The 24,145-nt window shown below is 46.4% G+C and carries 29 protein-coding genes; 21 read left to right on the plus strand and 8 right to left on the minus strand.

The features are described 5' to 3' along the window. Positions 1-72 precede the first annotated feature (72 nt). The 3 genes from ODZ53_RS16715 to ODZ53_RS16725 are packed head-to-tail and all read left to right on the plus strand — an operon-like array spanning position 73 to position 2,991. The gene (locus ODZ53_RS16715) at positions 73-1,158 is read left to right on the plus strand and encodes a hypothetical protein (protein WP_372678474.1); all 1,086 of its coding nucleotides are present in this window, start codon (positions 73-75) and stop codon (positions 1,156-1,158) included. Further along, complete coding sequence (locus ODZ53_RS16720) at positions 1,115-2,074, plus strand: 2-hydroxyacid dehydrogenase (RefSeq protein ID WP_372678476.1); 960 nt, start codon at positions 1,115-1,117, stop codon at positions 2,072-2,074. Before ODZ53_RS16715 ends, ODZ53_RS16720 begins: the two co-directional genes overlap by 44 nt. Next, positions 2,071-2,991: an alpha/beta hydrolase gene (locus tag ODZ53_RS16725; protein WP_372678478.1), complete on the plus strand. Its 921-nt coding sequence runs from the start codon at positions 2,071-2,073 to the stop codon at positions 2,989-2,991. Before ODZ53_RS16720 ends, ODZ53_RS16725 begins: the two co-directional genes overlap by 4 nt. 51 nt (positions 2,992-3,042) lie before the next feature. Here ODZ53_RS16725 and ODZ53_RS16730 read toward each other — a convergent pair whose 3' ends face one another. Then, complete coding sequence (locus ODZ53_RS16730; protein WP_007715787.1) at positions 3,043-3,270, minus strand: NifU family protein; 228 nt, start codon at positions 3,268-3,270, stop codon at positions 3,043-3,045. Positions 3,271-3,465: 195 nt separating this feature from the next. Between ODZ53_RS16730 and ODZ53_RS16735 the strand changes: the two genes are divergently transcribed. From ODZ53_RS16735 to ODZ53_RS16770, 8 genes are all read left to right on the plus strand, one after another. After that, the gene (locus ODZ53_RS16735; protein WP_015893023.1) at positions 3,466-4,389 is read left to right on the plus strand and encodes a PLP-dependent cysteine synthase family protein; all 924 of its coding nucleotides are present in this window, start codon (positions 3,466-3,468) and stop codon (positions 4,387-4,389) included. A gap of 1 nt (position 4,390) precedes the next feature. Next, the gene (locus tag ODZ53_RS16740) at positions 4,391-5,524 is read left to right on the plus strand and encodes a bifunctional cystathionine gamma-lyase/homocysteine desulfhydrase (RefSeq protein WP_372678481.1); all 1,134 of its coding nucleotides are present in this window, start codon (positions 4,391-4,393) and stop codon (positions 5,522-5,524) included. A 29-nt stretch (positions 5,525-5,553) separates the two neighbouring features. After that, positions 5,554-5,883, plus strand: coding sequence for a YuzD family protein (locus ODZ53_RS16745; protein WP_007715795.1), 330 nt, complete (start codon positions 5,554-5,556; stop codon positions 5,881-5,883). Positions 5,884-6,009: 126 nt separating this feature from the next. Continuing rightward, entirely contained in the window at positions 6,010-7,224 is a 1,215-nt protein-coding gene (locus tag ODZ53_RS16750) for a hypothetical protein (RefSeq protein ID WP_372678483.1), read from the plus strand. A 115-nt stretch (positions 7,225-7,339) separates the two neighbouring features. After that, a complete protein-coding gene (locus ODZ53_RS16755; RefSeq protein WP_372678485.1) occupies positions 7,340-8,233 on the plus strand; it encodes a hypothetical protein in 894 nt (297 codons plus the stop codon). Positions 8,234-8,377: 144 nt separating this feature from the next. After that, positions 8,378-8,719 carry a hypothetical protein gene (locus ODZ53_RS16760; protein ID WP_015893017.1) on the plus strand — a complete coding sequence of 114 codons (342 nt, stop codon included), beginning with the start codon at positions 8,378-8,380 and terminating at the stop codon, positions 8,717-8,719. 111 nt (positions 8,720-8,830) lie between these two features. Then, positions 8,831-9,736, plus strand: a complete 906-nt coding sequence (locus ODZ53_RS16765; RefSeq protein ID WP_372678487.1) for an ATP-grasp domain-containing protein — start codon at positions 8,831-8,833, stop codon at positions 9,734-9,736. Positions 9,737-9,751: 15 nt separating this feature from the next. Continuing rightward, entirely contained in the window at positions 9,752-10,510 is a 759-nt protein-coding gene (locus ODZ53_RS16770) for a carbon-nitrogen hydrolase family protein (RefSeq protein WP_372678489.1), read from the plus strand. 70 nt (positions 10,511-10,580) lie between these two features. On the opposite strand, the gene ODZ53_RS16775 is transcribed toward ODZ53_RS16770, so the two are convergent. From ODZ53_RS16775 to ODZ53_RS16785, 3 genes are all read right to left on the minus strand, one after another. Continuing rightward, positions 10,581-11,441 (minus strand): MBL fold metallo-hydrolase, encoded by an 861-nt coding sequence (locus ODZ53_RS16775; protein ID WP_372678491.1) that lies wholly within the window; start codon positions 11,439-11,441, stop codon positions 10,581-10,583. An 83-nt stretch (positions 11,442-11,524) separates the two neighbouring features. Beyond that, positions 11,525-11,995, minus strand: a complete 471-nt coding sequence (locus ODZ53_RS16780; RefSeq protein WP_372678493.1) for an NUDIX hydrolase — start codon at positions 11,993-11,995, stop codon at positions 11,525-11,527. Positions 11,996-12,073: 78 nt separating this feature from the next. After that, the gene (locus tag ODZ53_RS16785; RefSeq protein ID WP_015893012.1) at positions 12,074-13,141 is read right to left on the minus strand and encodes an NAD(P)/FAD-dependent oxidoreductase; all 1,068 of its coding nucleotides are present in this window, start codon (positions 13,139-13,141) and stop codon (positions 12,074-12,076) included. A 173-nt stretch (positions 13,142-13,314) separates the two neighbouring features. Here ODZ53_RS16785 and ODZ53_RS16790 point away from each other — a divergent pair, with 173 nt between their 5' ends. After that, a complete protein-coding gene (locus ODZ53_RS16790) occupies positions 13,315-13,578 on the plus strand; it encodes a DUF1450 domain-containing protein (RefSeq protein ID WP_015893011.1) in 264 nt (87 codons plus the stop codon). Between the two features lie 102 nt (positions 13,579-13,680). On the opposite strand, the gene mqnE is transcribed toward ODZ53_RS16790, so the two are convergent. After that, complete coding sequence (gene mqnE / locus ODZ53_RS16795) at positions 13,681-14,784, minus strand: aminofutalosine synthase MqnE (protein ID WP_199926606.1); 1,104 nt, start codon at positions 14,782-14,784, stop codon at positions 13,681-13,683. A 381-nt stretch (positions 14,785-15,165) separates the two neighbouring features. On the opposite strand from mqnE, the gene ODZ53_RS16800 reads away from it, so the two are divergent. Together ODZ53_RS16800 and erpA are read left to right on the plus strand one after the other, a co-directional pair. Beyond that, positions 15,166-15,387: an aspartyl-phosphate phosphatase Spo0E family protein gene (locus ODZ53_RS16800; RefSeq protein WP_041749614.1), complete on the plus strand. Its 222-nt coding sequence runs from the start codon at positions 15,166-15,168 to the stop codon at positions 15,385-15,387. A 151-nt stretch (positions 15,388-15,538) separates the two neighbouring features. After that, positions 15,539-15,898, plus strand: coding sequence for an iron-sulfur cluster insertion protein ErpA (gene erpA, locus ODZ53_RS16805; RefSeq protein ID WP_064201387.1), 360 nt, complete (start codon positions 15,539-15,541; stop codon positions 15,896-15,898). A gap of 743 nt (positions 15,899-16,641) precedes the next feature. On the opposite strand, the gene ODZ53_RS16810 is transcribed toward erpA, so the two are convergent. After that, positions 16,642-17,169, minus strand: coding sequence for a GNAT family N-acetyltransferase (locus ODZ53_RS16810; RefSeq protein WP_015893005.1), 528 nt, complete (start codon positions 17,167-17,169; stop codon positions 16,642-16,644). 362 nt (positions 17,170-17,531) lie between these two features. Here ODZ53_RS16810 and ODZ53_RS16815 point away from each other — a divergent pair, with 362 nt between their 5' ends. The 3 genes from ODZ53_RS16815 (at position 17,532) to ODZ53_RS16825 (ending at position 20,347) form a co-directional block, all read left to right on the plus strand. Continuing rightward, complete coding sequence (locus tag ODZ53_RS16815; RefSeq protein WP_372678497.1) at positions 17,532-18,773, plus strand: DUF5050 domain-containing protein; 1,242 nt, start codon at positions 17,532-17,534, stop codon at positions 18,771-18,773. A 97-nt stretch (positions 18,774-18,870) separates the two neighbouring features. Beyond that, positions 18,871-19,455 (plus strand): RNA polymerase sigma factor, encoded by a 585-nt coding sequence (locus ODZ53_RS16820; protein ID WP_372678499.1) that lies wholly within the window; start codon positions 18,871-18,873, stop codon positions 19,453-19,455. Next, positions 19,430-20,347: a hypothetical protein gene (locus ODZ53_RS16825; RefSeq protein ID WP_372678501.1), complete on the plus strand. Its 918-nt coding sequence runs from the start codon at positions 19,430-19,432 to the stop codon at positions 20,345-20,347. The genes ODZ53_RS16820 and ODZ53_RS16825 overlap by 26 nt, the downstream gene beginning before the upstream one ends. Positions 20,348-20,382: 35 nt before the next feature. On the opposite strand, the gene ODZ53_RS16830 is transcribed toward ODZ53_RS16825, so the two are convergent. Next, positions 20,383-20,964 (minus strand): hypothetical protein, encoded by a 582-nt coding sequence (locus ODZ53_RS16830; protein ID WP_372678503.1) that lies wholly within the window; start codon positions 20,962-20,964, stop codon positions 20,383-20,385. Positions 20,965-21,019: 55 nt separating this feature from the next. Between ODZ53_RS16830 and ODZ53_RS16835 the strand changes: the two genes are divergently transcribed. The 4 genes from ODZ53_RS16835 (at position 21,020) to ODZ53_RS16850 (ending at position 23,729) form a co-directional block, all read left to right on the plus strand. Beyond that, positions 21,020-21,814 (plus strand): metallophosphoesterase, encoded by a 795-nt coding sequence (locus ODZ53_RS16835; RefSeq protein ID WP_372678505.1) that lies wholly within the window; start codon positions 21,020-21,022, stop codon positions 21,812-21,814. A 120-nt stretch (positions 21,815-21,934) separates the two neighbouring features. Beyond that, entirely contained in the window at positions 21,935-22,309 is a 375-nt protein-coding gene (locus tag ODZ53_RS16840) for a cupredoxin domain-containing protein (protein WP_016742261.1), read from the plus strand. Positions 22,310-22,703: 394 nt separating this feature from the next. Further along, positions 22,704-23,063: a hypothetical protein gene (locus tag ODZ53_RS16845; RefSeq protein WP_087343262.1), complete on the plus strand. Its 360-nt coding sequence runs from the start codon at positions 22,704-22,706 to the stop codon at positions 23,061-23,063. A 45-nt stretch (positions 23,064-23,108) separates the two neighbouring features. Next, positions 23,109-23,729: a hypothetical protein gene (locus ODZ53_RS16850; RefSeq protein ID WP_372678507.1), complete on the plus strand. Its 621-nt coding sequence runs from the start codon at positions 23,109-23,111 to the stop codon at positions 23,727-23,729. A gap of 30 nt (positions 23,730-23,759) precedes the next feature. Here the strand turns inward: ODZ53_RS16850 and ODZ53_RS16855 are convergent, their stop codons facing one another. Further along, on the minus strand, positions 23,760-24,050 hold the full coding sequence (locus tag ODZ53_RS16855; RefSeq protein WP_372678509.1) for a hypothetical protein: 291 nt from the start codon (positions 24,048-24,050) through the stop codon (positions 23,760-23,762). Positions 24,051-24,145: the final 95 nt, after the last annotated feature.

Consider the following 24,145-nt stretch of genomic DNA (forward strand, 5'->3'; position numbering starts at 1 on the left):
AGATAGGCACCTATCCCGATCTACTGACATACAATGCCAGAAGAGCAGTATGCAAGGAGGGTGAACAACTGTATGGAAGAAAAAGAGCTTCTTCAGGAGAAGTACGGTTTTGAACTCCAGGGATATCGTACGACGGGGGCAAGCAAGGTACTGGAAACGGATCGAGGCCTTTACTACATGTTCGAGGCGCCAGCCGGATATAAATACAAAAGCAAGTTTATTGAGAAAGTAAAACAGCATTTGAGTCAACAGCAAAACATTCGCTTGTTAAAGCTGGTGAACACAACAAGCGGGCAGGCTCACATCGTTGATGATGAGCAGCTTTACTATTTATACAGAGGCGTGCGAGAGGCGGTTCCTGAAAATCCCTATTATGCCGGTGGACAGTCGCTCGCAAAGTTCCATCTGGCCACGAGTGATTTTTCATCTGACAAGATGTTTATCCCCTACAGTTCACTTGGCAACTGGCCGAGCACATGGCACAAAAAGCTGCGGAATTTTAATGAGTACCGGGATGCAATGGATGAGGAAAATGTAGAGCTCGCGCCAATGGATGAATATTTGTTGACCTGCTTCACATACATTACTCAGCTCGGGGAATTGTCCGTTCAATATTTGTTGGATGCTGGTTACGATAAAGTCGTGAAGGAAACTGCTAGTCTCGGGAAAGTAGCCTACCAAAATTTTGATCAAGGGTATATGCTATGGAAAGAGAAGGATGTACGTCTAATGGCAGGTGAATGGAACTGGGTTCTTGATATGCGTACGCGAGATGTGGGGCAGTGGATTAAAGCCGAGACAAAGCGAAATGGCTGGAATGAAGAGGCTGTTTCCAGCTTTTTCGACGGCTACAACAGCGTCTCTGCTCTGCTCCCAGCTGAATATGCTGTGATTTATGCGCTCATGCTCTACCCAGGCAGGTTTTTGAAGCTCGTGGAGACTTATATGGAGTTGCCGGTAGAGGAGCGCCAGGAAGTCAACATCCAAGCATGGCAAACGCAGTTGGAAGACGAGCTAACCAAAATGGAAGACGGACTTCGAAAGTACCCGCTATTCATTGCTGAGCGTTATGACGTATCCATTCCACAAATTGATTGGTTGTGGAGGAAAAAAGATGATCAAGCAACAAGTTTTCGTTACGAGGAAACTCAATCCTGAAGTGATCGCGATGCTTGAAAAAGTAGCCGAGGTCGAGCAATGGACAAAAAATGCGCCGATCCCGCGTGAATTGTTGCTGGAAAAGATTAAACATGTAGATGCCGTCTTGACCATGCTGACAGAACGAGTGGACGAAGAATTTTTGGCGAGTACAAAACGACTCCGTATCGTGGCGAACATGGCGGTCGGTTACGACAATATCGATTTGGAGGCGTGCAGACGACACGAGGTCATCGTAACCAACACGCCAGATGTCCTGACAGAGTCTACTGCCGATTTGGCTTTCGCTTTATTGATGGCGACAGGCCGCCGATTGACGGAAGCCAACCGATTTTTATTGCAGGGGGAATGGACAGCGTGGAGTCCGACCCTCATGGCTGGGCAAAATGTATATGGTTCGACTATAGGGATTATCGGGATGGGGCGAATTGGGGAAGCTGTGGCGAGACGCGCCAAAGGATTTGGCATGCGAATCCTGTATCACAACCGGAATCGCAAACCACAGGCTGAGCAAGAGACAGGAGCACAGTATGCTGGTTTGGCGGAGCTTCTGCAAGAGTCCGATTACGTCGTTCTGCTTACACCGTTGACAGAGGACACACGCATGTTAATGGGGGAAAAACAATTTTCGCTTATGAAGGAAACTGCTGTTTTTATCAATGTTTCTCGTGGTGGGACAGTCGATGAGTCCGCACTGTATCAGGCGTTGGTAGATAAAAAAATTTGGGCAGCCGGACTGGACGTTTTTGCGGTCGAGCCAGTCCCGATGGATAACCCGCTCTTGCAACTGCCGAATGTAGTGGCATTGCCACATATCGGTAGTGCAACTGTACAAACAAGGGCGGAGATGGCGAGGTTGGCTGCTGCTAATATCGTAGAGGTGCTCAGTGGAAGGGGACCACTGACTGCCGTATGAACACGTTCTTTGTTTTGATTACAGGACTCTTCGTGCTGCTCTTGATTGCAGCAGTAGCCGTTTCATTTCACGTAACCTGGCGCTTGACGCATCCTGTAAGAAAACCGATTCACATGGAACCCCGGAATTTTGGAATCGAACAGGTGGAGCCCGTTGTTTTTTCGAGCAGAGAAACAAAGATTTCGTTGGCTGGATGGTACGTGTCGGCAGAAAAAAATGGGCAGGTTTCGAATGGTAGTACGCTGGTCTTTGCTCACGGCTATAGTCAAAACAGATTAGAGCCACATCTGCCAGCGTTGTCTCTGGCTGCAAGACTGGTTCAGGCTGGGTTTGATGTATTGATGTTCGATTTTCGCAATGCAGGGGAGTCCAGCAAAGCACTGACTACGATTGGTCTTCGAGAACAGCAAGACCTCCTTGGGGCCATCGATTTTGCAGCGGCGAAGAAGCCCGAGCACAGACTTGGTCTCGTCGGATTTTCCATGGGGGCGGCAACCTCTTTGATGGTTGGCGGAGTGGATGATCGCGTCACAGCGATTGTAGCAGATTCACCGTTCTATTCCTTACGTGAGTACTTGGCTGAGAACTTGCCGCAGTGGACGGGCCTGCCCCGATTTCCATTCAACTGGCTCATCCTTACCTTGTGTCCTGTTTTACTAGGAGCCAATCCGCGAGACGTCAATCCGTATCAGGCAGTCCAGCAAGCGAATAAGCCGATTCTTTTTATACACGGGACAGGCGATACGACGATCCCACTGGTTAACAGCGAACGACTTTTTGAGCTGACCCAAGACGAAGATTCCGAGATTTGGATCGTACCGCGAGCGGGTCACGTCCGCAGCTATGCGTTAGTTCCTGAGGAGTACGAGAAGCGCATGATTGCCTTTTTGGAAAAAGGAATGTATAAGGGGAAATGAAAAAAGCAGCTACGCATTTGCTGTAGCTGCTTTCATGTCGATGTGACTGGATTAGAATACTTGTTGAACTTCTTTGATGCCTGGGATTTCTTCCACCAGTGCACGCTCGATTCCTGCTTTCAGGGTGATGGTAGAGGAAGGGCAGCTACCGCAAGCACCCATCAGGCGCAGCTTCACGATGCCATCTTCTACATCAACGAGTTGTACGTCTCCGCCGTCACGTTGCAGGTAAGGACGCAGTTTATCGAGAACTTCTTGTACTTGATCCATGATATCCATGTTACATTCACTCCTTTCCAACCTCTCCTTTATTATAATCATACCATGGTGAGAAATCCATGGCTTACATGCCCTGTTGACACTTTAAAGTTCAGCTGGCATACCGAAGTTTAGTAGCATGGACTTTTTGTAATCTTTGCATGTTATAATGAAAAAGAAAGAAGCAAGTACTTCAATATAAGGAGTCAGATCTTCGTGAACGTATTTCGCAATGTGAAGGAACTGATTGGTAATACGCCGATCGTCGAAATTACTCAATTTGAGCTTCCAGAGGGTGTCCGCTTGTTTGCCAAGCTGGAGTATTTTAACCCAGGAGGCAGCGTAAAAGACAGACTCGGCATAGAGTTGATTCGTGCCGCTGAGGAAAACGGCCAATTGGCCCCAGGTGGTACCATTATTGAACCGACAGCAGGTAATACAGGAATTGGTGTAGCGCTGGCCGCTGTAGGAACAGGTTATAAAGTCATCTTCTGCGTACCAGCGAAGTTTTCCGAGGAAAAGCAAGAGCTGATGCGTGCCCTTGGAGCAGAAGTCGTCAATACACCGACAGAGCTAGGGATTAAGGGTGCAATCGCAAAGGCAAAAGAACTCGCAGAATCCATTCCAGGTGCTTTTGTTCCACAGCAATTTGCTAACCCGGCGAATCCAGACGCACACTACAAAACAACAGGTCCAGAAATTTGGAGTCAAATGGACGGACAAGTAAACGTATTTGTGGCAGGTGCTGGTTCTGGCGGTACTTTTATGGGTGCTGCTCGCTACTTGAAGGAACAAAATCCAAACGTAAAAACGGTCATTGTCGAGCCAGAAGGTTCCATCTTGAATGGGGGAGAATCTGGCCCTCATAAAACAGAAGGGATCGGCATGGAGTTCTTACCTCCATTCATGGATACGAGCTACTTCAATGCCATTCACACGATTCTCGATGTGGAAGCCTTCGATCTGGTCAAGCAGCTGGCTGCCAAGGAAGGCTTGCTCGTAGGTAGTTCTTCAGGTGCAGCTATGGCAGCGGCACTGCGCGAAGCAAGAGAAGCAGCTCCAGGGACAAATATCGTCACACTGTTTGCCGACGGCAGCGAACGTTATCTAAGCAAGAAAATTTACCAGGGGGGAATTTAAGATGCGCATCAAAACTCGTCTGATCCACGGCGGAATCGATGGAGATCCACATACAGGAGCCGTATCCGTTCCAATTTACCAGGTAAGTACGTATAAACAGGAAGCCATTGGCGTCCACAAGGGCTTCGAATACTCCCGTACCGGGAATCCGACCCGCCACGCATTGGAAACATACATCGCAGAAATCGAAGGCGGCGCACGTGGCTTTGCATTTGGTTCTGGTATGGCGGCACTCTCTACCATCCTCTCCATGTTTAACAAAGGCGATCATCTCGTAGTAGGTGACGATGTATACGGTGGTACGTACCGTGTCGTTACACGTGTTTTCTCCCGTATGGGTCTGGAAGCCACCTACGTAGATACGAGTGATCTGGCAGCAGTAGAGGCGGCAATTCGCCCGGAAACCAAAGCAATCATTATGGAAACACCGACAAACCCCCTGCTGAAAGTAAGCGACATCAGCGCGTTGGCAGGAATCGCGAAAGCAAAAGGCGTGCTGCACGTAGTAGACAACACGTTCATGACGCCATACTGGCAAAATCCGTTGGATCTCGGTGCTGACATCGTGTTCCATAGCGCAACGAAATATTTGGGCGGACACAGCGACGTAGTAGCTGGTCTGGTTGTAGCAAAAGATGCGCAAGTGGGCGAAGACCTCCATTTTGTGCAAAATGCAATTGGCGGTGTGCTTGGACCACAAGATTCTTGGCTCTTGCTGCGCGGTATGAAGACGCTGGGAATTCGGATGGAAGAGCATGAACACAACGCTCGTACGCTCGCAAAATGGCTGTCTGAGCGCAGCGACATCAAACGCGTCATTTATCCTGGTCTGTCCAGCCATTCCGGTCATGAGCTGATTCAAAAGCAAGCGCGTGGCTTCGGTGGCATGATTTCCTTCGACGTAGGTAGCGCAGAGCGTGCTGACGAAGTGTTGGCAAAGGTAAAATACTACACGCTGGCAGAATCGCTGGGTGCAGTGGAGAGCTTGATCAGCGTACCTGCACGCATGACACATGCTTCTATCCCAGCAGAACGCCGTGCTGAGCTGGGCATTACAGATGGATTGGTGCGCATCTCTGTTGGTATTGAAGATGTTCAGGACTTGATCGAGGACCTCGACCAAGCATTGTCCTAAGCTAGCTGACCCGGGGGAGGGCGGATATAGTGACTGTCGATATCAAGGTTTTTGGGACAGAGCAATTGTGCGCAAGCTGCGTCAATTTGCCATCTGCAAAGGAAACAGCCGAGTGGCTGGAGGCGGCACTCTCTCGCAAGTATGGGAGTGACAGCATCCGCATCGTTTATAGCGACTTTCAACAGCCGCAGACAGACGATGACAAAAGCTGGGCGAATCGCATTATCGAGGAAGATTTATGGTATCCGCTTGTCGTAATTTCCGGGGAAATTGTCGGTGAGGGAAATCCGAAATTAAAGGATATCTATGAAAAGCTGGAGAGCATGGGCGTGCAGCCGATTGCTTCTTTGGCAGAATAAGATCGCTCAAGAAACGACCAGATAAGCTATATCTGGTCGTTTTTCTTTTTATAGTAATAGTCTAAGCGCAACTTCGAAGGCCAAGAAGCGTTTAACCAGTACCAAAAGGAAAAGGGTGATTTTTCCATGATCGGGAAAAAGATGGTGTTTAGCGTTCTAGCAGGCTCCCTTTGTTTATGCACGATACTTGTTACCCCATCTGCTACAAATATTGCAGAAGCAAACACAGCGAGCTACCGAATTACATATAAACTTCCGCCCAATCCGGAAAAATACTTGTTTTTGAATGTACAGATGGTCTCTATTACTAATCCGCATCCATTGCCTTTGCAACTGCGCCCTTATTCATCCGATGACTATATGATCGACATAGAAACGGAAGAATCGTATCACAAAATGAATTTCTCCTATCGCTTGAAATTCTTATCCTCGAAAAAAGGATTTCTCTGGAATCTGTATCACTTTATCGGTACTCTACCTCCAGCATATCCGGCTGACATGAATCTGGATGAGCTAGACCAAGGCATTAAGATTACGGACGCTTATTCAAAAGAGGGGAGAGCTTTACGACAAAACAGAGCCCAAATCAATATGAATGCCCGCCTGCAGCCTCTTGTTCAAGCCGGTTACGTCATGCCAAATGAGATCGACGAGGGGATCGCAACGAAGGAGTTTGTCGCGACTGTTCTGTATCGGATGTTCGGAACCGTTCGACCTTACCACGGAGGAATTGATCTGAAGGATTCGGAGAATGTTGCTGTGCGATGGGCAGTTGAAGTAGGCTTGCCGGGTTATGTAGTAGATAGCGAAGGTTATATTTATCCTGATTCTCCGCTTAGCATGGAATCCGGTCCGGAAAAATACGCGCAGGAGCATGCGTATGATCGTCTGCAGCATTTTATGAAACTCATTCTTCCCGGGAAAAAGACCGAATCAGGTTGGGAGTACTATCAGGTGAAATTAGCACCGGGCATGGTGCCAACACAACCGCGCGATCTCATTTCAGTCAATGGAAAGCCCTATAATGATGATCCTGTTTACTCTATTACAGAGACCCAAGAATATAAAAGTGCTAATAGAAAAATCGGGCAATACTTTATTCCGAAGTTTCCCCAAATGCTCGATCAAGCACGCAAGGATGCGATGAAGCCTCGCGTATGGGACTGGAGCCGTGATCTCATCCACCATCCGAAGTTTGCCAAGCAAGTAGCTGCCTATCGCAAGAATAAAGGCAGCAAAAACGTAGATGCCGTCTATCATGCGGTCAGAGAGCATTACAATCTGAACATCCGTCAAGACTCGGCTGCTATTATCAAAAGTGTGCTGGATAACGTCAAGTAACGTGCTGTTTACTTTTTGTATATCATTCGTAAACATTCTGTAACGAAATAGAGCAGGCGTCGTCCTATAGTAGTAAATGTAACCAATAACTTACCATCTAGTGGAGGCCATAACGATGAATAAAAAATGGATGAAGCCTGTTACATATTTGCTGCTTGCAGGAGTTGTAGGCGTAGCTGGATTTTCTGCAATGAATACACAAGTAGCTCACGCAGATTCGGAAAAAGGAAAGCTGTTCTCTGCCGCAGCTGAATTGAAGCTCGCGAAAAACACCTATGTGATCGATCAAAAAACAGCTGACGTGAATGGCGATAAGAAGGATGACGTCGTATACCTGATTGGCGAAAAAGAAAAAGCGGATGACATCTATTCCTCCAATATGAACATCGTAGTGAAAGACGGAAAATCCGGCGTGTATAGCCAAACGGATATCAAAGAGTTGGGCGGCTATGAAGGCGAGCTGACTCTCGTTGACTTCACCGGTGACCATGTTGCGGATGCCTTCGTGAAAACAGCGACTGGCGGAAGCGGCGGTGTTTACAGCCACGTAATCGCTACCTTTGAAAACAATAAGCCAGCCGTGATTTTTGGTGAAAAGGAAAACGAAGGAATCCGTTACGAGGGGAAATTCGTAGATGGCTTTAAAGTAGAGGGCAAAGGCTCCCACCTGGATAAGCCGCTGACGCTTGATGTGGGTGCCAACCAAGATGTATACGTAGCTGCCAAGCTGTATGACAAGGCAGGAAAAGTACAGCCAACAGAAGATGCTGTTTCTGTATTCTCTTATCCATTCGGTTCTTTGACGCCAGTCGATATGGATGCGAACGGTACATTTGAGCTCGTAGGGGAGCAACGACTTGTAGGTATGAACAACACAGATACTGTTTCCCGCATCAACTCCGTTTGGGGCTACCAAGGGGAAGGCAAATGGAATCCATGGGAAGTAGAGTACTCTACTTTCTTGAAAAAACACCCAGGTGAAGCGATCAACACCATGATTGAAAAGTAATAATAGCAGAGCTTGATACGCAGCCTCCTTTTCATGACAGTAATGAAAAAGGGGGCTGTTTTTCGTTGCCAGCGAATGGTTCTACCAACCGACTTTTTCTCATATGGATTTTGGATACAGGGGTAACCAAAGGAGGAAGAGCGGATGGACCAACCGATTGCTCGCTACTATGAGTTAAAGGAAATTCAAAAGCAGCTAGAGGAAGAATTGAACGAGCTGCGGAGTAAACTAATTGAAGCTTACAGCGAAGCCGGCAGCGTAGAGGAAGGCGAATACAAGCTGCAGATCTCCTATCAGGAGCGGCGAGAATACAACGATGATCGCCTTTACAACGCCTTACCAGATCCTTCGCTTTGGCGCCTCATGTCGAAGGCCGATACCGGGAAAATTTCGAGCTTGCTCAAGCTGAATGTCATTCAAGAGAAGATACTGGCAGACACCTTTGAACCAAAAAAAGTACCTGTTTTACGTGTCCAAAAGCGATAAGCCAGCAAAATGAGGGAACCGTCAGGATTAGTCTTGACGGTTTTTTACGTTCAAACAATTATCTTATATAATGGGATGGTATTGCCAATTTTTGAGAGGAGGATCGTGCAGATGAAAGTCTTATTTTGCAATCAGCCATTTCAAGAAAACAATGTCGATGAAACCTACGAATATGAGTATACGTGCGCAAAACAACTCGGCTTGGATATTCATCTGATCAGCCTGGAACAACTGATATACCAGGACAACCCGTTAGCGGCTGTGAAACAAATCCAACCCTCTCCTGAAAAAGTAATGGCTATCTACAGGGGATGGATGCTAAAACCGTTCCTGTACCAAAAATTATATGACGCTCTGCTAGCCAAAAATATAGTGTTAATCAATACACCCGAAAAGTACGTGCATTGCCATTACCTGCCTGAATCTTATGAGGTCATCAAAGATTTCACCCCGCTGTCGGTCTGGCTGCACAAAGAAGAGATAGACGCGTCATTTGAAAACGTGTATCGGGTCGTAAATAGATTTGGACAGGCTCCGATCATGATCAAAGATTATGTGAAATCTCGAAAGCACGATTGGAATGAGGCGTGCTATATACCCGATGCTTCCGATAAAGAAAAGGTACAGCAAGTGACCAGTCGATTTTTGGAGCTGCAACAGGATGAGCTGAATGAGGGAGTCGTCTTTCGAGAATTTGTAAAGCTTCAGTTTTTGACCCATCACTCGCAGAGCAACATGCCATTATCCCAGGAATATCGCGTTTTCTTTTTGGATGGCGAACCCATGTACATGGCAAATTACTGGGAGGAAGGACAATATGATGATACGCCGCCAGACCTCGAGCCATTTTTAGAGGTAGCGAAAAAAATCAAGAGTCGCTTTTTTACTATGGATATCGCCAAGCTGGAAAATGGCTCATGGACCATCCTCGAGCTAGGGGATGCACAGGTGTCGGCTCTGCCTGAACAGGCTGATAGATGTGAATTTTTCACGAGGTTAAAAAGAAATTTTCTGTAGAAAGAGGGATTTTCCATGAAAATAGGCCTGGCTCAGACGAGGTTCCCCCAATCAGCGGCGGAGGGGCTTGCAATCATTAAGCAGCAGATGATAAATGCTGCGCAAAACAATTGCGATCTGATTTGCTTTCCTGAATCGATGATTCCGGGGCTGCGCGGTGTTGGCTATGAAGTGGAAGCATACGATCATGAGGTACAACGGAGAGCTTTGGAAGAGATTCGTGCTCTGGCGAAGGAACGCCAGCTCGCCGTCATTTTACCGATGGAATGGAAGGATGAGCGCGGCTATCGTCTAGTCGCCTTTGTGGTGGGGAAACAGGGAGAAGATCTTGGGTTGCAAATAAAAAATCAGATCGACCCAGATGAGGATCAGTTTGACTATATTCCGGGCGAAGGGCGGCAAATGTTTACGATAGAGGATGTGGCGTTTGGCATTGTCATTTGCCATGAAGGATGGCGATATCCAGAGACGGTACGGTGGGCGGCACGCCGTGGAGCGAGCATTGTTTTCCATCCGATGTTTACAGGGGAGGTCAGCAATCCCGATTTTTACAACGGGGCGATGGTTTGCCGAAGCTTGGAAAACAATATCTACTTCGCCAGCGTGAACTACGCGATTCCGAATCAACAGGTGACGACGGCTTTGATCTCACCGACCGGGGAACGGCTGTGTGTGGCGACTTCAGGGGTCGAGGAGTTGCTTGTGTTAGAGATTGATCCTGCGAAAGCAACGCGATTATTGGCCCAGCGATTCCAGCCCGGGTTGGTTGAATAGGAAAAGGTATCTTCTAACCAACCATAAAAAGCTGACGTCCAACCATCTCGACGTCAGCTTTTTTGCCAATCTACATCTCCTTGTCCACATATCGCCCATACTTGGGGACAGCTACCCGATCAAACTCCGCAACCAATTGGACCAATCCATCGGCCAACTCCTCGCCATACATAGGTTGACCGTGACCAGTGATTGCATACGCAGGGGCGAGATTGGCAAGCTTTTCGACGGATTGTCGAGCTGCCTGCCAATCAGTTGTCAAATAAACAGGAGGACCGGTCAGTTGCTTTTGCTGAGTCACAACTTGATACAGTGAGTCCTGTTTTACTGTAACAAAAGCGTCCCCTGCGAGGAGAGTTCTGTCTTCATCTCGAAAGAAGGAAATGTGCCCGGGGGAATGTCCAGGTGTATGTATCCAGCGCCATCCAGGCATTCCGGGAACACTCCCGTCTTCGGGCAAAGGATGAACATGGCTGCCCAAATCGATTGGTTCATTTGGAAACAACGGGGATATCTTCGCAAGCAGCCCGCCCTCAACCGTTCCATCTGGCTCCGGATAGTATGTTTGACCTGTCAAATAGGGGATTTCAAGCGAATGGGCATAGACGGGCACCCTCCACGCTTTTACGAGCTCGATGACTGCCCCGACATGATCGAAATGACCGTGAGTGAGTAGGATGGCCCTCGGCTTGGCATCCTCACCAAAGCGCTCCTGGGCAATCCCGATGATTTGTTCCGCCGATTGTGGCATCCCCGCATCTACCAGAACCCATGATTTTGAATCTCCGACCAGCGCGATGTTCACAATTTGAATGGTGTAGCATTCTACATCTGGTCTGACTGTCTCTTCGACGCCACTTCGAAAGGAAGTCATCGGCATGTAATTGTCAGCCAGCGTATCATTCATATCCTCATATGTGTTGGGTTCCACTAAAAAACCTCCAAGCTGGTTATTCCGGTCTACGATATTATGTGGGTTTCGCTCGGAGATTATCATTGATACATTTTTTTGAATTATTTGACGATGGGTCCCGTAAGCCCTTCCGCCCAATCCAATATAAACGCTGCCTGACCGGGATTAAGTGTTTGCGGGAGGTTGTCCCGTGTAAAGAACGTATGCTCAGAGCTCTCAGGGCCCTCTTGTTTGAGTTCCCCATGAAACGAGGTTACTCGAAAGATGATTTGCACACTGAACACTTTATCGCCGTTCGGGTATTCTCTGCAACCCGAAGGGCCGGAGTATATTCCAAACAGCTCTGGCGCCTCAATGATCAGATTGGTTTCTTCTTCTACTTCACGAAATAGTGTTTCTACAAAGGTTTCCCCAATTTCCATCAGACCTCCAGGTAGACACCAGTTGTTCTGGTCTTTGCGCCTTTGCAGTAAAATACGTCCCAACTCGTCCTCGATGATCGCACCACAGCCTACCGTTATCAGCCGTTCTTGCCCGATCAGACGGCGCATTGTTTGAATATAATCATTCATCTGGAAAAATCCCCCTCCTAATCCTTTGATTATACAAAAAGAAAACCTGTTAGACCATCCGGTCAACAGGCTTGTTTGCTATCCCATATGCTTTTTATACATCCATAGCTGACCGCTCTTGATGACACGAGCCATCTGACCAACCAGAGACATTTTCCCCATGCTGGCAAAGCCTTCCTTTTTGCCGAGGGAACCGAGGAAGCCTTTGTGCTTGAGAGCAGGCAATGAAGCTGGATACTCCTCACCTTTGATGTCTTTTTTCAACATCAAGGCAATTTGTTCGCCTTGGATCTCAGCTGTTTGCGCGCTCGGTGCGATGATTGTGCTTGCACAGTCACCTACTACATACACGTTCGTATGGGATGGGATTTGATGATACTGATTGAGTTTGGCGCGTCCGATGTTGTCTGTTTCGATCGGCAGAGAGCGCACGATTTTGTTCGCTTGAATACCTGCTGTCCATACGATAACATCACTTTCAACAGGCTGATTGTGGTTGTACACGATCCCTTGCTCGATGCCAGTGACATTCGCCATGGAAACAAGCTGTACATCGTGCTCAATGAACCATTGAGATGCATATTCCTGAAGCTTTTTCGGGAATGGGCTCAAAATGCTTTGACCGCGGTCGATGATGCGCACATTCAGGTCGGGACGGCTCTCGCGCAGCTCAGCAGCCATTTCCACTCCGGAAAGACCACCGCCCACAACGCTAACCGTGCCGTATGGGTTCACATTATTGATTGCCATGTATGTGTTGCGAGTAGCTCCCATGGTTTGAATCGAACACGTAAATTGATCAGCACCAGGGATATCATGGTAACGATCCTCACAACCCAATCCGATTACAAGCCAATCGTAGGAGAGGGTGTCCCCGTCAGCAAAATTGACGACCTGCTCGTCCATTTCCACGCCAGCAATTTCACCGTATTTGACGGTCAGACGCGGATCGTTTGGAAAAGTAACACGCAGGTGAGATTCCGGTGTAGTACCTGCCGCCAGAGCGTAATACTCTGTTTTCAAGCCGTGAAACGGCATACGGTCTACGAGGGTTATAAACACGTCATCTGGTAAATCAGGGGACAGGACTCGCTCAATAATACGAAGACCCCCGTATCCTCCTCCAAGGATCACAAGTCGTTTCATAGAAGGTCTAGTCCTTTCTTCTGTCCGTTTTTTACAGCACCCACTCTATTTTTAGTCTCTTTCACTAAAAATGCAAGCAGAATCTTTTTCCCGTTTTCTCCGCTGGATTTTTATCAAAGTCGCGGTACAATAAAGTACGTGATGATGTCGAAATAATCGGTAGGTGACAATAGATGAAACCACTAGTAGAATTTTGCGCGAGCAATGTTTCCTCTTATACGCAATCCGTCGTGGATGCATTGGAAAATGATCCTGATCTGGATGTGGACGTACTCGAGTACGGCTGTCTGGGGTATTGCGGTGAGTGCTACATGGAGCCATTCGCGCTCGTAAATGGCAGCTTGGTACAAGCTCCAACAGCCGATGAATTACTGGTGAAAATCAAGAATAAATTACGGGAGGAAGAAGAGCTGCTGGATGCAGATTTTCCTCTGTAGATTGTTCTCTTAGGATGTTCATTGGGAAGCATGATCAACCGCGCACGTATCAAAATAGTAAAGCTGATGCCCAAGTGATTTGGAGCATCAGCTTTTTTTTGATTAATGTTCTTTGATCACGTTGTAGAAGGTATCGCGTTCCAGAGCGCGTTTTCCTGCGCCTTTGATCAACCAAACCAACTCATCTACTGTCAGGGCTTGCTGGGTAAGTGCACCGGCTGAGTGGCTGATGCGCTCCTCGATCAAGGTTCCGTGAGCATCGGAAATTCCCATTTGCAGAGAAAGCTGTGTGAGTTGGGTACCGATGTTGATGAAGTATGCTTTGACATGCTGGAAGTTATCGAGCATCAGACGGCTGATCGCCATTGTTTTCAAATCATCAATGGCAGAGTTACGGCGTTTGATACCTGCTGTTGCTTTGATCGGTTGAACAGCCAATGGAATAAATACCATGAAGCCGTTTGTGTCATCTTGCAGCTCGCGCAGGCGGAGCATGTGGATCACTCGCTCTTCCAATGTCTCGATGGAGCCGTACAGCATGGTGGTATGTGTTTTCAAGCCCAACTCATGAGCCGTGCGGTGTACTTGCAGGTACATGTCTGTACTTGCTTTTTCCGGGCTCATTTTCATCCGATAGCGCTCAGTCAAAATTTCAGCGCCACCACCAGTAAGGCTTTGAAGACCAGCCTTCATCAGCTCTTGCAAAACCTCGCGGATGGAGAGACCGGAAATGCGGGAGAAGAACTCAATCTCTGCACCTGTATACGATTTAATCGTCACATCCGGGTACGCTTTTCTCAAGGTACGAAGGGTGTCGAGGTAGTATTCAAATGGCTTGTGCTGGTTATGTCCGCCAACGATATGGAATTCACGGATACCTGGATGGAAGCGCGTTTCTACATAATGAAGCAACTCTTCCATGCTCATCGTGTAGGCACCTTCATCCCCTTCATCGCGGCGGAAGCCACAGAATTTGCAATGAGCTTCACATACGTTGGTTGGGTTGATGTACAGATTTTGCAAAAAGTAAACGTTATCCTGATTCTTGCGATAGTTAACAACGTTAGCCAATTGTCCAATCGTCAAAAGATCGTTGGAATTAAAAAGGGTGACACCGTCTTCCAAGGTAAGTCTTTCGCCATGCATAACTTTTTCAGCGATTCCGGCGAGAGATTTGTCTTGTATGGCAATCGTTTCAAGCGCCATTCCAAACACTTCCTTTCAAAGTCAATGGTTCTTAGATGAAAGAGCTTTAATCCAGTCCTACCCAATCGATATTCGTTCCATGGGAGTGGAAAGCTCTTAGGAATAAAGTGAATCTCGGGCAACAAGAGCACCTATATTATAAACCTCTTGGTAAGTACGAACAATAACATAAGTTCTCCAACTCTACACTTGGCTCCTTCTCGCCCCATTTTCCCACTCGATTGGTCATGAAAAGCCGTTATTTCTTTGTGTGAAATATTGTAAAAAACTAACAAATATCGGCATTAAATAAGGAAAGTAGGAATTTTTCGTTTGCGAAATTCTAGCTGTTCTTGTAAAATATAGTAAGAAAGCCTGATCTATTATTAGGAGGAGCTTCAAATGCGGGACGTTTTGCTCGAGAAAATCGAACTCCTTCGACAGCGTATGGTAAATATGGGGTTAGAGTTTGGGTTAGATCATCCAGATGTCCTAGAATACAGTATACAAATTGATCAACTACACAACGAACTGAACCAGATCGATCATAGTCTGTCTAAGGCAGAGAACCGGAAGAAATCGTATAGATTTTATTTAATGGAAAACAATGCACATTTTGCATAGGAAGGGGAAACCCTTCTTTTTTTATTTGGAAAGAGAGAATGAGCGCGTAAAGTGCAGGGGAAGCTTGTGGGAAGAAGCGTTTCTTAGTAAACTGAATATACTGGTTGTAACAAGTGCAGGAATGATGAGCCTGTGAAGGAGGGAAAGAAGCATGATTACATTGACAGAGAGCGCCAGTCTGAAAGTAAAAGAAATGCTGGCAGCAGAAGGCAAACCCGATGTGTTTTTGCGGGTAGGTGTCAGAACAGGTGGTTGCAGCGGCTTTACCTACGGGATGGGCTGGGACGAAGAGATGAAAGAAGGCGACGAGACCTTCGAGCAAAACGGTGTGAAAATTGTTGTCGATAAGGACAGCTACCCATACATTAAAGGTACAGAAATCGATTTTAAGGAATCGATGATGGGTGGAGGCTTCTCCATCGAGAATCCGAATGCAGTCGCTTCTTGTGGTTGTGGATCTTCGTTCAAAACAGCGTTGGCTGAAGGAAAAGCGGAGAAATGTGACGACTAATTGGCGTCATATCAACGTTTTTTAGTTCCGGTGATCTGACCGGAGCCTAGTCGGTAGCCTAACCGGAATTTTTCGGAAGCCTGCCGTGGGTTGAGGATTGCACCCGAATATCTGCGGATTATCAAACGCGCGAATGTGCAATAACAACCCCGAAATTTACGTTTTAGGGTTGAAGATAACGGCCTTCTTAACGGTGGATTGTGTAAAAATACCGTTGAGGAGGCTTTTTCTGTGTTGAAGAAACGCGCAAAACGTACGCCAATCGGGAGACGGCAGGCGGACAGTGAGTATCCGCGACTGACATTTAACTAAGCTTTTGATCTAGTAGTTTCCGCTAAATGTGCGGAGGGAGTACGAGAGCGTACTTTGACGGGCTACAGCAATCATTGGAAGCAGTTCACGAAGTGGTTATTCGATAATTACGATGTGCTTCCGATAACTTCCGATTTGAGGCGATTACATCCGCTGCATGCCTCCGGCGCGCGAAGGCCCGTTGTCAGGCGCTTACACCTTGTGTACAGGTTTTAAAACCTCGGGTCTACCCCCAGCACCCCCTATTTACCCCTCAACAGGCGTCAGAAAGGTCCGCAAATCAGATTTTATCTTTGGGTTTTTCGCAAAGCTATGTTATACCTTAATGTTGATTTGGACAAAGTAAAACCGCCTTCACAGCCTAGGCGGTTAATTTCCCGTTTGGTGAGCGATTTGATATCTCACTACAATAAAATCCTGCTTCTGCCGTGCTAAAGCTTCTTTATCATATGAATGTCATAAGGTTCTTTTTCAAATAACTCCTCATCTATTTCTGATGTAATTGTAGAACCATAACTTGAATAAAACTTTACCGCAGAGTTAGTTTCAGTTGAAGATATATATAGGTATTTCGCCCCTTTTTGAATTGCCACTTTACTTAATGCGTCCAAAATTTGGCTACCAATTCCTTGTCTTCGGTATTCCCGTGTAACATACATTAGGTCAATCTGAAGTTGGTTATTCTCTTTACCCCTAAACTTATGAGCTAAGACTCCGAACCCAACCAATTTATCCCCGTTGTACGCTCCAAAAGCTGTCCCACCGTTTTTGAGTTCATATTCGTACCGCGAAATTATTTCATAATAATCATCTTCTTTCCAATTTGGGCATTCATGTCCTGCTGTAATTTCTTCAAGAACTCCGTTCTTGCATTTGTAAATCAGATCTATTGTTTCTGAACGGTCAATATCATGTATTCTGTAAGAATCTTCGAGTTTCATTTGAATTATCGAAACCATTATTACCTCCTGAATTTATGTTGTATGAACCGATCCTCTTGTTTTTGATCTTCAACTTACTCTTTACTATCTATATAACGGAACCAAGCTAAATAAAGTTGTAAATACTTGGTTGCAACGCCATTAGAGCGGTCGATCCAGCGTTGCAATAGTATAATTGGGTAAAAAAGGAAAAGAGGAGAAATGTGACGACTAAGAGAAATAAAGACAAATAAGACGGAACCCCTTCGACTTGTGTGAATGATTGCGCACGAGTTGAAGGGGTATTTTGTTGTGCGAAATAAAAGAAATTTACAAAATATGGACTTGAAATTATAGTTAGGAATAATTGGAAGTGAAATGAAAAGATGAGAGGCAGGATCATGATGAAGAAATTCAAACGACTTACTGCTTGCGCATTTTCGGCCATCCTTTTGTGTACGGCTATTCCCGCTACGATTGATGCGGCACCACAGGTTAAGTCAAAAGGATATGTGGCAGGCAATCTGACGTTGTTTCCACAACTTGATGTGAATGTGGGTGAGAAAGTCACCGTAACAGCAACGATTGCGAAGCATGGGAAGATAAAAGGAGATGCGGAATTTCGCTTTACAGGTCCTGATGAGGATCTCGTGATGGAAGATGTGAAGATCACCGAAGGAAAAGAGCAATACGAGGTAACGGGAACCTTTACGCCCTCGGAAAAAGGAAAATATGAGATTAAACTCACACTAACCATGAAGGGCGAGGAAAAGCAAGAGATACAGGGTGCGGCGTCTGGCATCATTCGGGTAGGAGATGAATGGAAATACTTCTTTGTCGCAGATGAAGACAGCAAGCTGAAAGGTACGATCTACAAGGATAAATTGGTCAACGAGAGTCCGATGAAAGTGAGTCAAGCCAAGCAGGTGACCGGTAAAATCTTTCGAGGAAATCAAGAGATTTATTACTTGCAGCTCAACGATCCAGCAACGGAAAAAGGGCTGCACAAAAGCTCTCTTTACAAAGTAAAGCAAGGTAGCAGTACACCTGAAGCTGTGAAATTTGCAGGAGACAAGATTACGTCCTTTGTCATGGATGAAAGCGATATGTACTTTACGGCTTATACTGACGACAACCGAGCAATGCTGTATAAAGCGAAAATCAATTCGGACAAAAAAGAGGAAGTCCTTGAAAATGTAGACTATGCAACGGTTTCGAATGGCTGGTATTACTTCCATGACAGCCTTGATCAAGGACTTTATAAAATGAAGCTGAATGGGTCAGAAAAAACGAAGCTTACCAAAGATGACACAAAAATAGATGGAAGCAAGGGCGGCAGCTTTGAAGTTTATACGGACGCGATTGCCTACGTGGATAGCAGCTCTCAGCGTGTGCTGATTTCCAAAGAGGGTAAGCACCTGCAAGATGGCAAGCAAATTAAGGGAAAGATCGTAGATGTCGTAGGTGACAATATTTTCTATCTGGACAGCGACAAAGCTTTACACCGGACACAGCTCACTTCAGATAAAACAGAGAAAATCATGGACTTGAAGAGCGATGCGATTGTAGAGATAAACGTACCCGCACAATACATCCTCTATGCCAAAACGAACAATGAGCTTTACAAGGTTCAGTGGAAATAACACAAGGAATCCATACTTCGGTATGGATTTTTTTGCGGCAACCTGTCACAAAATGACAGCCTTGTTTGTTATACATGCGAATCGGAGGTGAGAGGGCTTGGATCATAACGAAATGGAGCAAGTGTTAAAGGAGGTCAGAGCTGGGGATATCGACCAATTTGGTTTAATCATCGATGTGATGCAAAAGCCATTGTTCGTGTATTGCTATCATATGCTGGGACACCGACAGGAAGCGGAGGATGCTGTCCAGGAGGTTTTCTTGAAGGCATTCGAACAGCTGGATAGCTATCGACACAATGTTTCTTTCTCGGCATGGATGTATAAGATCGCGTATCATCATTGCCTGAACCTGTTAAACAGGGCGAAGCTGAATCGCGTGGTCACTTTTTTGCGTGCGGGGATTCAGACGGTCAGTCGCCATGAGGGTGAAAAAAAGATTGAAGATACGGAGTACTTGAACAACCCTCTTCATGTAGCGATATCAAAGCTATCCGTAAAGGAGCGGAATCTCCTAATCTTGCGTGTGGTGGAAGAACGCAGCTACGACGAGCTGGCCTTGTTGTTTGATAGAAAGCCAGCTACGCTGCGAAAACAGTATGAGCGGGCATTGAAAAAATGTAAATCTTACATGCTCGTGAGTGAAGGCGGTGATAGACATGACTCGATCTCAGCAACCCGATGATTGGAAACAGCAGTTACTAGCAGCCGCCGATGATTTCGATGTCAAGGATCAAGTCCTTCAAAAAATCAAGGAACGAAAAAATATATCGGAGGGAAAACAGATGAAAAAAAGATTGGGATTACTTGTCGCGGCTATTCTTGTGTTTGGGGGAACATCCGCTTATGCAGCCATGAAGGTATACGAATTGAAGAATGAGAAAGGGGAAGCCGTTGTAAAAGTGGAGCAGACTACTACACCACAACCCAAAAAAAGTGCGGAAAGTATAAAAACCTTTGAGGATGCAAGAAATTCGCTAAAGCCAGGCGAAGGCGCAGCAATCTATATGCCCGGCCCGGACAATCCGAAAAAACGTGTTTCCTTCACATATGTTCCTGTCGAACATCTGACCACAGAACCGTTGCAGAAAGAAGTGGGCAGCTTTTATGAGGTACCAGCTGAGCTTCCGGGTGGATACAAATTTGTAAATGGGCATGTAAACTATCCGTTTGTTTACAATCAACCAGAGTTATTCGAAGAAATGTACAAGGAGGCAGAGAACGAGAAGAAGCAAATCGTTGTACGAAAAGTATCGCCTAAGCCAAATTTTGATAGAATATTGACGGTGTATAAAGGGAGTGAAGGGGCAGAGCCGGATGGGGACGTCTACATTGCCGTCACGAACTTTGAAGGTATGAAATGGATCCAGGAAGAAGTAGGAGAGGATGGAATCGTAGAAAAAGTAAAAGTGCAAAAATACGAGGGAATGTATGTAGTCCAGAAGTTATTGGACGGAAAAGAAGAAAAAAAGGTACAGGTTTATCAAGAGGATAAAAATAGACTAATCGAAGTGGCTGCCCTGAATTCTGCCTTAACGAAAAAAGATTTACTGACGATTGCCGAGAATTTGAAGTAGATAGCCATGAAAATAGAGGACGGAGACGAGGGGATTTATCGTCTCCGTTTTGTTTGGAACCAAAAGAGATAGAACAAGATGCCCACAATAATGATGACAACGATCCCTGTAAAGACATAATCAGTCCATACTAGATTGGTAGAACGGATAGGTATGGCACCAGGACCTAGCGCTTGCAGATCCTCTCCGGCATCGGCCTTGATGGCTGTTCGTGTACAGATATTGGTTTCTAGCTCATTTAGCTCCCAATAAGAGGCATAGACAAGATATTCTTGACCCGGTTGAAAAGGAATGCCACATGAACCTCCAAGACCGCTGGTGACGATCTGAACTTGTGTCTGATCTACCCCTTTCCACGTGGACTGCACCTCGAAAATAACATCAAAGCCGCCTCGCTCTGGTTTATCCCAAAAGGGAAGCCAACGAAGCCAGTCTGTTCGCTCATTTACCTGGAGCACCTTGCCTGTAAATACAGCAGCAGACTGATCCTTTGCTGTTAAAGGGTCAGGAGGTCTGGCACAACTACAAGCCGACACAGGAAAAGGCTGGATGAAAAAGGTGAAAAGAAGCACGAACGAGAAAACGATAAGATTACCTTGAACGTTCCTGAAAATCATCACTGATCCACTCCTCTAAACCATAAGACGGAGAACAGAGAGGATTGTTCCGAAAATGATGGCAACGATTTTTTTGTGTATTCTGGTGGGAATAATATTTCTCGCCTACCATACGACTTATGTCAAAACATCGACAGTGAAGCTGACGATCCCTTCTGTCCCTCCACTTACATTGGTTCATCTTTCTGATCCTCATGGACGAATACGGTTTTGGAATGGAGAGCTGCACAAACTGGTGAATGTACACGAGCCGGATTTGGTGATGGTGACGGGAGATTTGACCCAGCACAGTGGGCAGTTGGCGCGTGTGTTAAATCAGCTAGCAAAAGTAAAGAGCAAGGATGGAATCTTCTTTGTTCCTGGTAATTACGAGAGAGAGGCAGGAAGATTTCAGAAAAGGGTCTATTCCGCTGCTGTTTCCCGTTCCCAAAAAGAAGCGTGGCAGCAGGTGATGACGGTATTGGAAAACGAGAGTGCCGTGATAGAAAAAGACGGCAGTCGCATTTGGATATACGGCTTCGATAACTCGATTTACGGCAATGAACGGCATACGGAAAAAGAGATTCGGCAGGCGAACTTGACGATCTTTTTAGCTCACTCTCCGAACATTATCTCGTTGATTCGCAACGAGGGTTTGAAAGCTGACCTTCTCTTGACCGGACATACCCACGGGGGACAAGTCCGCATGTTCAATCGTACTGTCGGTGCTTACAAGCATTTTCATATCGGGCAAATAGATGATCCATTCGTTGGCGTATTTGGCATTAGTCGCGGATTAGGTGCTTCCAGGCTGCCAATCCGGCTCAATTGTTTTCCGGAGATCACGGTATATGTGATCAATCCATCATGAACGCTCAAGTTCAACAATCGTTCCCCATTTCGTCACTGTTCGTTCACAAGATGTCAGATTTTGGATTGGTCTCATCGAGTAAGATGGAAGTGTAGAAAAAGAAGAAAGAAGGGGTCAAAAGTGAACAAGAAGTGGGGTCTATTGATTTCTTCAGTTGCATTGTCTGCAATGTTGATGACAGCATGCGGCGGAGACAAGGAGCAAGCTGCTAGCACGAATGCTGCAGCGACTACTGGCACACAAGTGAATATCGAAGCTAGTAACTGGAAATTCAATCAAGAAACCTATGAAGTAAAAGCTGGTGAAGAGTTCACGCTCAACTTCAAGTCGACAGAAGGCTTTCACGGTATTGGTATCCAAGGGCTGGATGTAGACCTTCAAAAAGATGGCAGCAAAACGATGAAAATCGATGCCGCTGGTGAGTACACCATCTTTTGCAACGTGATCTGTGGACCGGATCATGGCAAAATGGTAGCAAAATTAGTCGTGAAATAATTCGATTCTTTCAATAGCATAAAAACAACAAACAAGCACTTTGGCCTGCATAGCAGGTCAAGGTGTTTTTTCATTTCACTAGTGGGGACATACTACATGAGCAGCCAATCATCGAGTAAGGGAGGGAACCACATGTCCAAGCACAACAACAAAGACAAACGCCCAACGGAAGCATCCGCTGGCTCACGCAGCACTCCTCCGAAAACGGGAGAGAACACTGGGCATAATCTGCGGAAAAAAGATCGATCGTAACATACCGGCTAAAACGAAAGTAGGAAAGAGTCCTCCCCTGACGGAGGGCTTTTTTGCTTGTTATATACATGTTTTCGCGATTTTTGCACATCGTAAGGAGGAAAAGTTTTCAAGTCGGTGATGCGATCCAAAAAGGAGATGAGTGACACTGGATAAGAAACACTACTACGTGACCTTGCAAGCGGGAACGACCGTGGCAGAAATCCGCGATGAAAAAGGCTCCGCCACGTACGATTTTGAGATCGAAGCGACCGACGTAGAAGTTGGCATGATGCGCGATCTGTTCAATAACTGTGTGCACGGCGATTTCATGATGTGGATGCATGGGCATACGCTATGGTCTGACATGCCGGATCGGGACAACGACGAATACGATGATAACCTGCGGGCCATCTACCAGCTTATTTATCAGTATGGCACCGAAAAAACGAAAAGCGATCTGGAGCAAATGGGCCTGGTAAAGCTATTAGGGCTGGATAGAGAAGAATTGCGTCCTTTTTAACGGATCAATCATAGACGTTTTCTAAAAGAAGAAGGAGTGAACAGCATGAAGATGTGGAAGCAAGGAATGATGACTACAGCGCTGGTAATGGGTCTCGCGATGCCAGGTATCGCGTTGGCCCGGGATGTGTCTGCAACAGTTGCTCAGGTGACCAAGCCGACTCACGGCCATGAAGAGCATGGAGAAAAGCACATGAAGGTGCGACATAGCTCAAACAGAGGCGTTCATCAAAAAATGTACATGCTCTTGCTGGCAGAAAAATATGCACCAGATAGCGTGGGGAAATGGCAGGCAGCGTTTAAAGAACGTGATCGTTTAATGAACGAGTTCGGGGCGTTGAGTGACGACCCGAAGTGGCAGGCGAAGCGTGAAGAACGCAAGCAACTGATCAACAAGCTGAACGAACAAGTGAAAAAGGGCGAAATCACCAACGAACAGATGGAAAAGCAGTTCAAGGAATGGAAAGACAAAAACATGGGGCCGAAAGAAGAGCGTGACGCCCGAAGAGCCCGAATCGAGCAAATGAAAAAGACACACGATGCTTTTGACTCGGCGATTGAATCTGGTGATACTGCCAAGATTAAGGAGTCGCTTCAACAAATGCTGGAACAAATGCAAGCAAATAATTCTCGCATGGCGGAAAAGCTGGCCATGAAGAAAAAATAACGATTCGAACAAAAAAAGGACGTGGCCGACTTACTGGTACGCGTCCTTTTCCATATCGGTTACAAGCATAACGGGGGTCCATTCATTCAGAAAGACCTTCTCTTCCATTTGGCAGGAAGGACACCAGCCTGTATGGACGCATTGGTGGCGGGTACGATCTAAGTAACCGTTGTCCATCTTGGCATCGTCTATCTCCCGGTACGGGCTGTAGCTCCCATAAAAGTCATACAAACGGCCTGCATCTTGCAGAGCTTGACCGCATGCTGAACAGGGTTGTTGGAGCGGTGTGAATCCATTGCAAACTGGGCAGAGATGATTCAAAGTGTAATCGCCTCCTCGTTGCTTCTACTGTGCACGCCAACAAAAGCGGTTATGCAAAGGAATGAAAAATCCCTGTCGTAGCCATCGGAGGCAAC

Origin of the sequence: Brevibacillus sp. BD137, from assembly GCF_041644655.1 — a bacterium.
Classification (GTDB): domain Bacteria; phylum Bacillota; class Bacilli; order Brevibacillales; family Brevibacillaceae; genus Brevibacillus; species Brevibacillus brevis_D.

What these genes read in the sequence shown, in the direction of transcription:
- ODZ53_RS16715 (WP_372678474.1), top strand. Translation starts at nt 73, where the DNA reads ATGGAAGAAAAAGAGCTTCTTCAGGAGAAGTACGGTTTTGAACTCCAG.
- ODZ53_RS16720 (WP_372678476.1), top strand. Translation starts at nt 1,115, where the DNA reads ATGATCAAGCAACAAGTTTTCGTTACGAGGAAACTCAATCCTGAAGTG.
- ODZ53_RS16725 (WP_372678478.1), top strand. Translation starts at nt 2,071, where the DNA reads ATGAACACGTTCTTTGTTTTGATTACAGGACTCTTCGTGCTGCTCTTG.
- ODZ53_RS16730 (WP_007715787.1), bottom strand. Translation starts at nt 3,270, where the DNA reads ATGGATATCATGGATCAAGTACAAGAAGTTCTCGATAAACTGCGTCCT.
- ODZ53_RS16740 (WP_372678481.1), top strand. Translation starts at nt 4,391, where the DNA reads ATGCGCATCAAAACTCGTCTGATCCACGGCGGAATCGATGGAGATCCA.
- ODZ53_RS16750 (WP_372678483.1), top strand. Translation starts at nt 6,010, where the DNA reads ATGATCGGGAAAAAGATGGTGTTTAGCGTTCTAGCAGGCTCCCTTTGT.
- ODZ53_RS16755 (WP_372678485.1), top strand. Translation starts at nt 7,340, where the DNA reads ATGAATAAAAAATGGATGAAGCCTGTTACATATTTGCTGCTTGCAGGA.
- ODZ53_RS16760 (WP_015893017.1), top strand. Translation starts at nt 8,378, where the DNA reads ATGGACCAACCGATTGCTCGCTACTATGAGTTAAAGGAAATTCAAAAG.
- ODZ53_RS16765 (WP_372678487.1), top strand. Translation starts at nt 8,831, where the DNA reads ATGAAAGTCTTATTTTGCAATCAGCCATTTCAAGAAAACAATGTCGAT.
- ODZ53_RS16770 (WP_372678489.1), top strand. Translation starts at nt 9,752, where the DNA reads ATGAAAATAGGCCTGGCTCAGACGAGGTTCCCCCAATCAGCGGCGGAG.
- ODZ53_RS16780 (WP_372678493.1), bottom strand. Translation starts at nt 11,995, where the DNA reads ATGAATGATTATATTCAAACAATGCGCCGTCTGATCGGGCAAGAACGG.
- ODZ53_RS16785 (WP_015893012.1), bottom strand. Translation starts at nt 13,141, where the DNA reads ATGAAACGACTTGTGATCCTTGGAGGAGGATACGGGGGTCTTCGTATT.
- ODZ53_RS16790 (WP_015893011.1), top strand. Translation starts at nt 13,315, where the DNA reads ATGAAACCACTAGTAGAATTTTGCGCGAGCAATGTTTCCTCTTATACG.
- mqnE (WP_199926606.1), bottom strand. Translation starts at nt 14,784, where the DNA reads ATGGCGCTTGAAACGATTGCCATACAAGACAAATCTCTCGCCGGAATC.
- ODZ53_RS16800 (WP_041749614.1), top strand. Translation starts at nt 15,166, where the DNA reads ATGCGGGACGTTTTGCTCGAGAAAATCGAACTCCTTCGACAGCGTATG.
- erpA (WP_064201387.1), top strand. Translation starts at nt 15,539, where the DNA reads ATGATTACATTGACAGAGAGCGCCAGTCTGAAAGTAAAAGAAATGCTG.
- ODZ53_RS16810 (WP_015893005.1), bottom strand. Translation starts at nt 17,169, where the DNA reads ATGGTTTCGATAATTCAAATGAAACTCGAAGATTCTTACAGAATACAT.
- ODZ53_RS16815 (WP_372678497.1), top strand. Translation starts at nt 17,532, where the DNA reads ATGATGAAGAAATTCAAACGACTTACTGCTTGCGCATTTTCGGCCATC.
- ODZ53_RS16825 (WP_372678501.1), top strand. Translation starts at nt 19,430, where the DNA reads ATGACTCGATCTCAGCAACCCGATGATTGGAAACAGCAGTTACTAGCA.
- ODZ53_RS16830 (WP_372678503.1), bottom strand. Translation starts at nt 20,964, where the DNA reads ATGATTTTCAGGAACGTTCAAGGTAATCTTATCGTTTTCTCGTTCGTG.
- ODZ53_RS16835 (WP_372678505.1), top strand. Translation starts at nt 21,020, where the DNA reads ATGATGGCAACGATTTTTTTGTGTATTCTGGTGGGAATAATATTTCTC.
- ODZ53_RS16850 (WP_372678507.1), top strand. Translation starts at nt 23,109, where the DNA reads ATGAAGATGTGGAAGCAAGGAATGATGACTACAGCGCTGGTAATGGGT.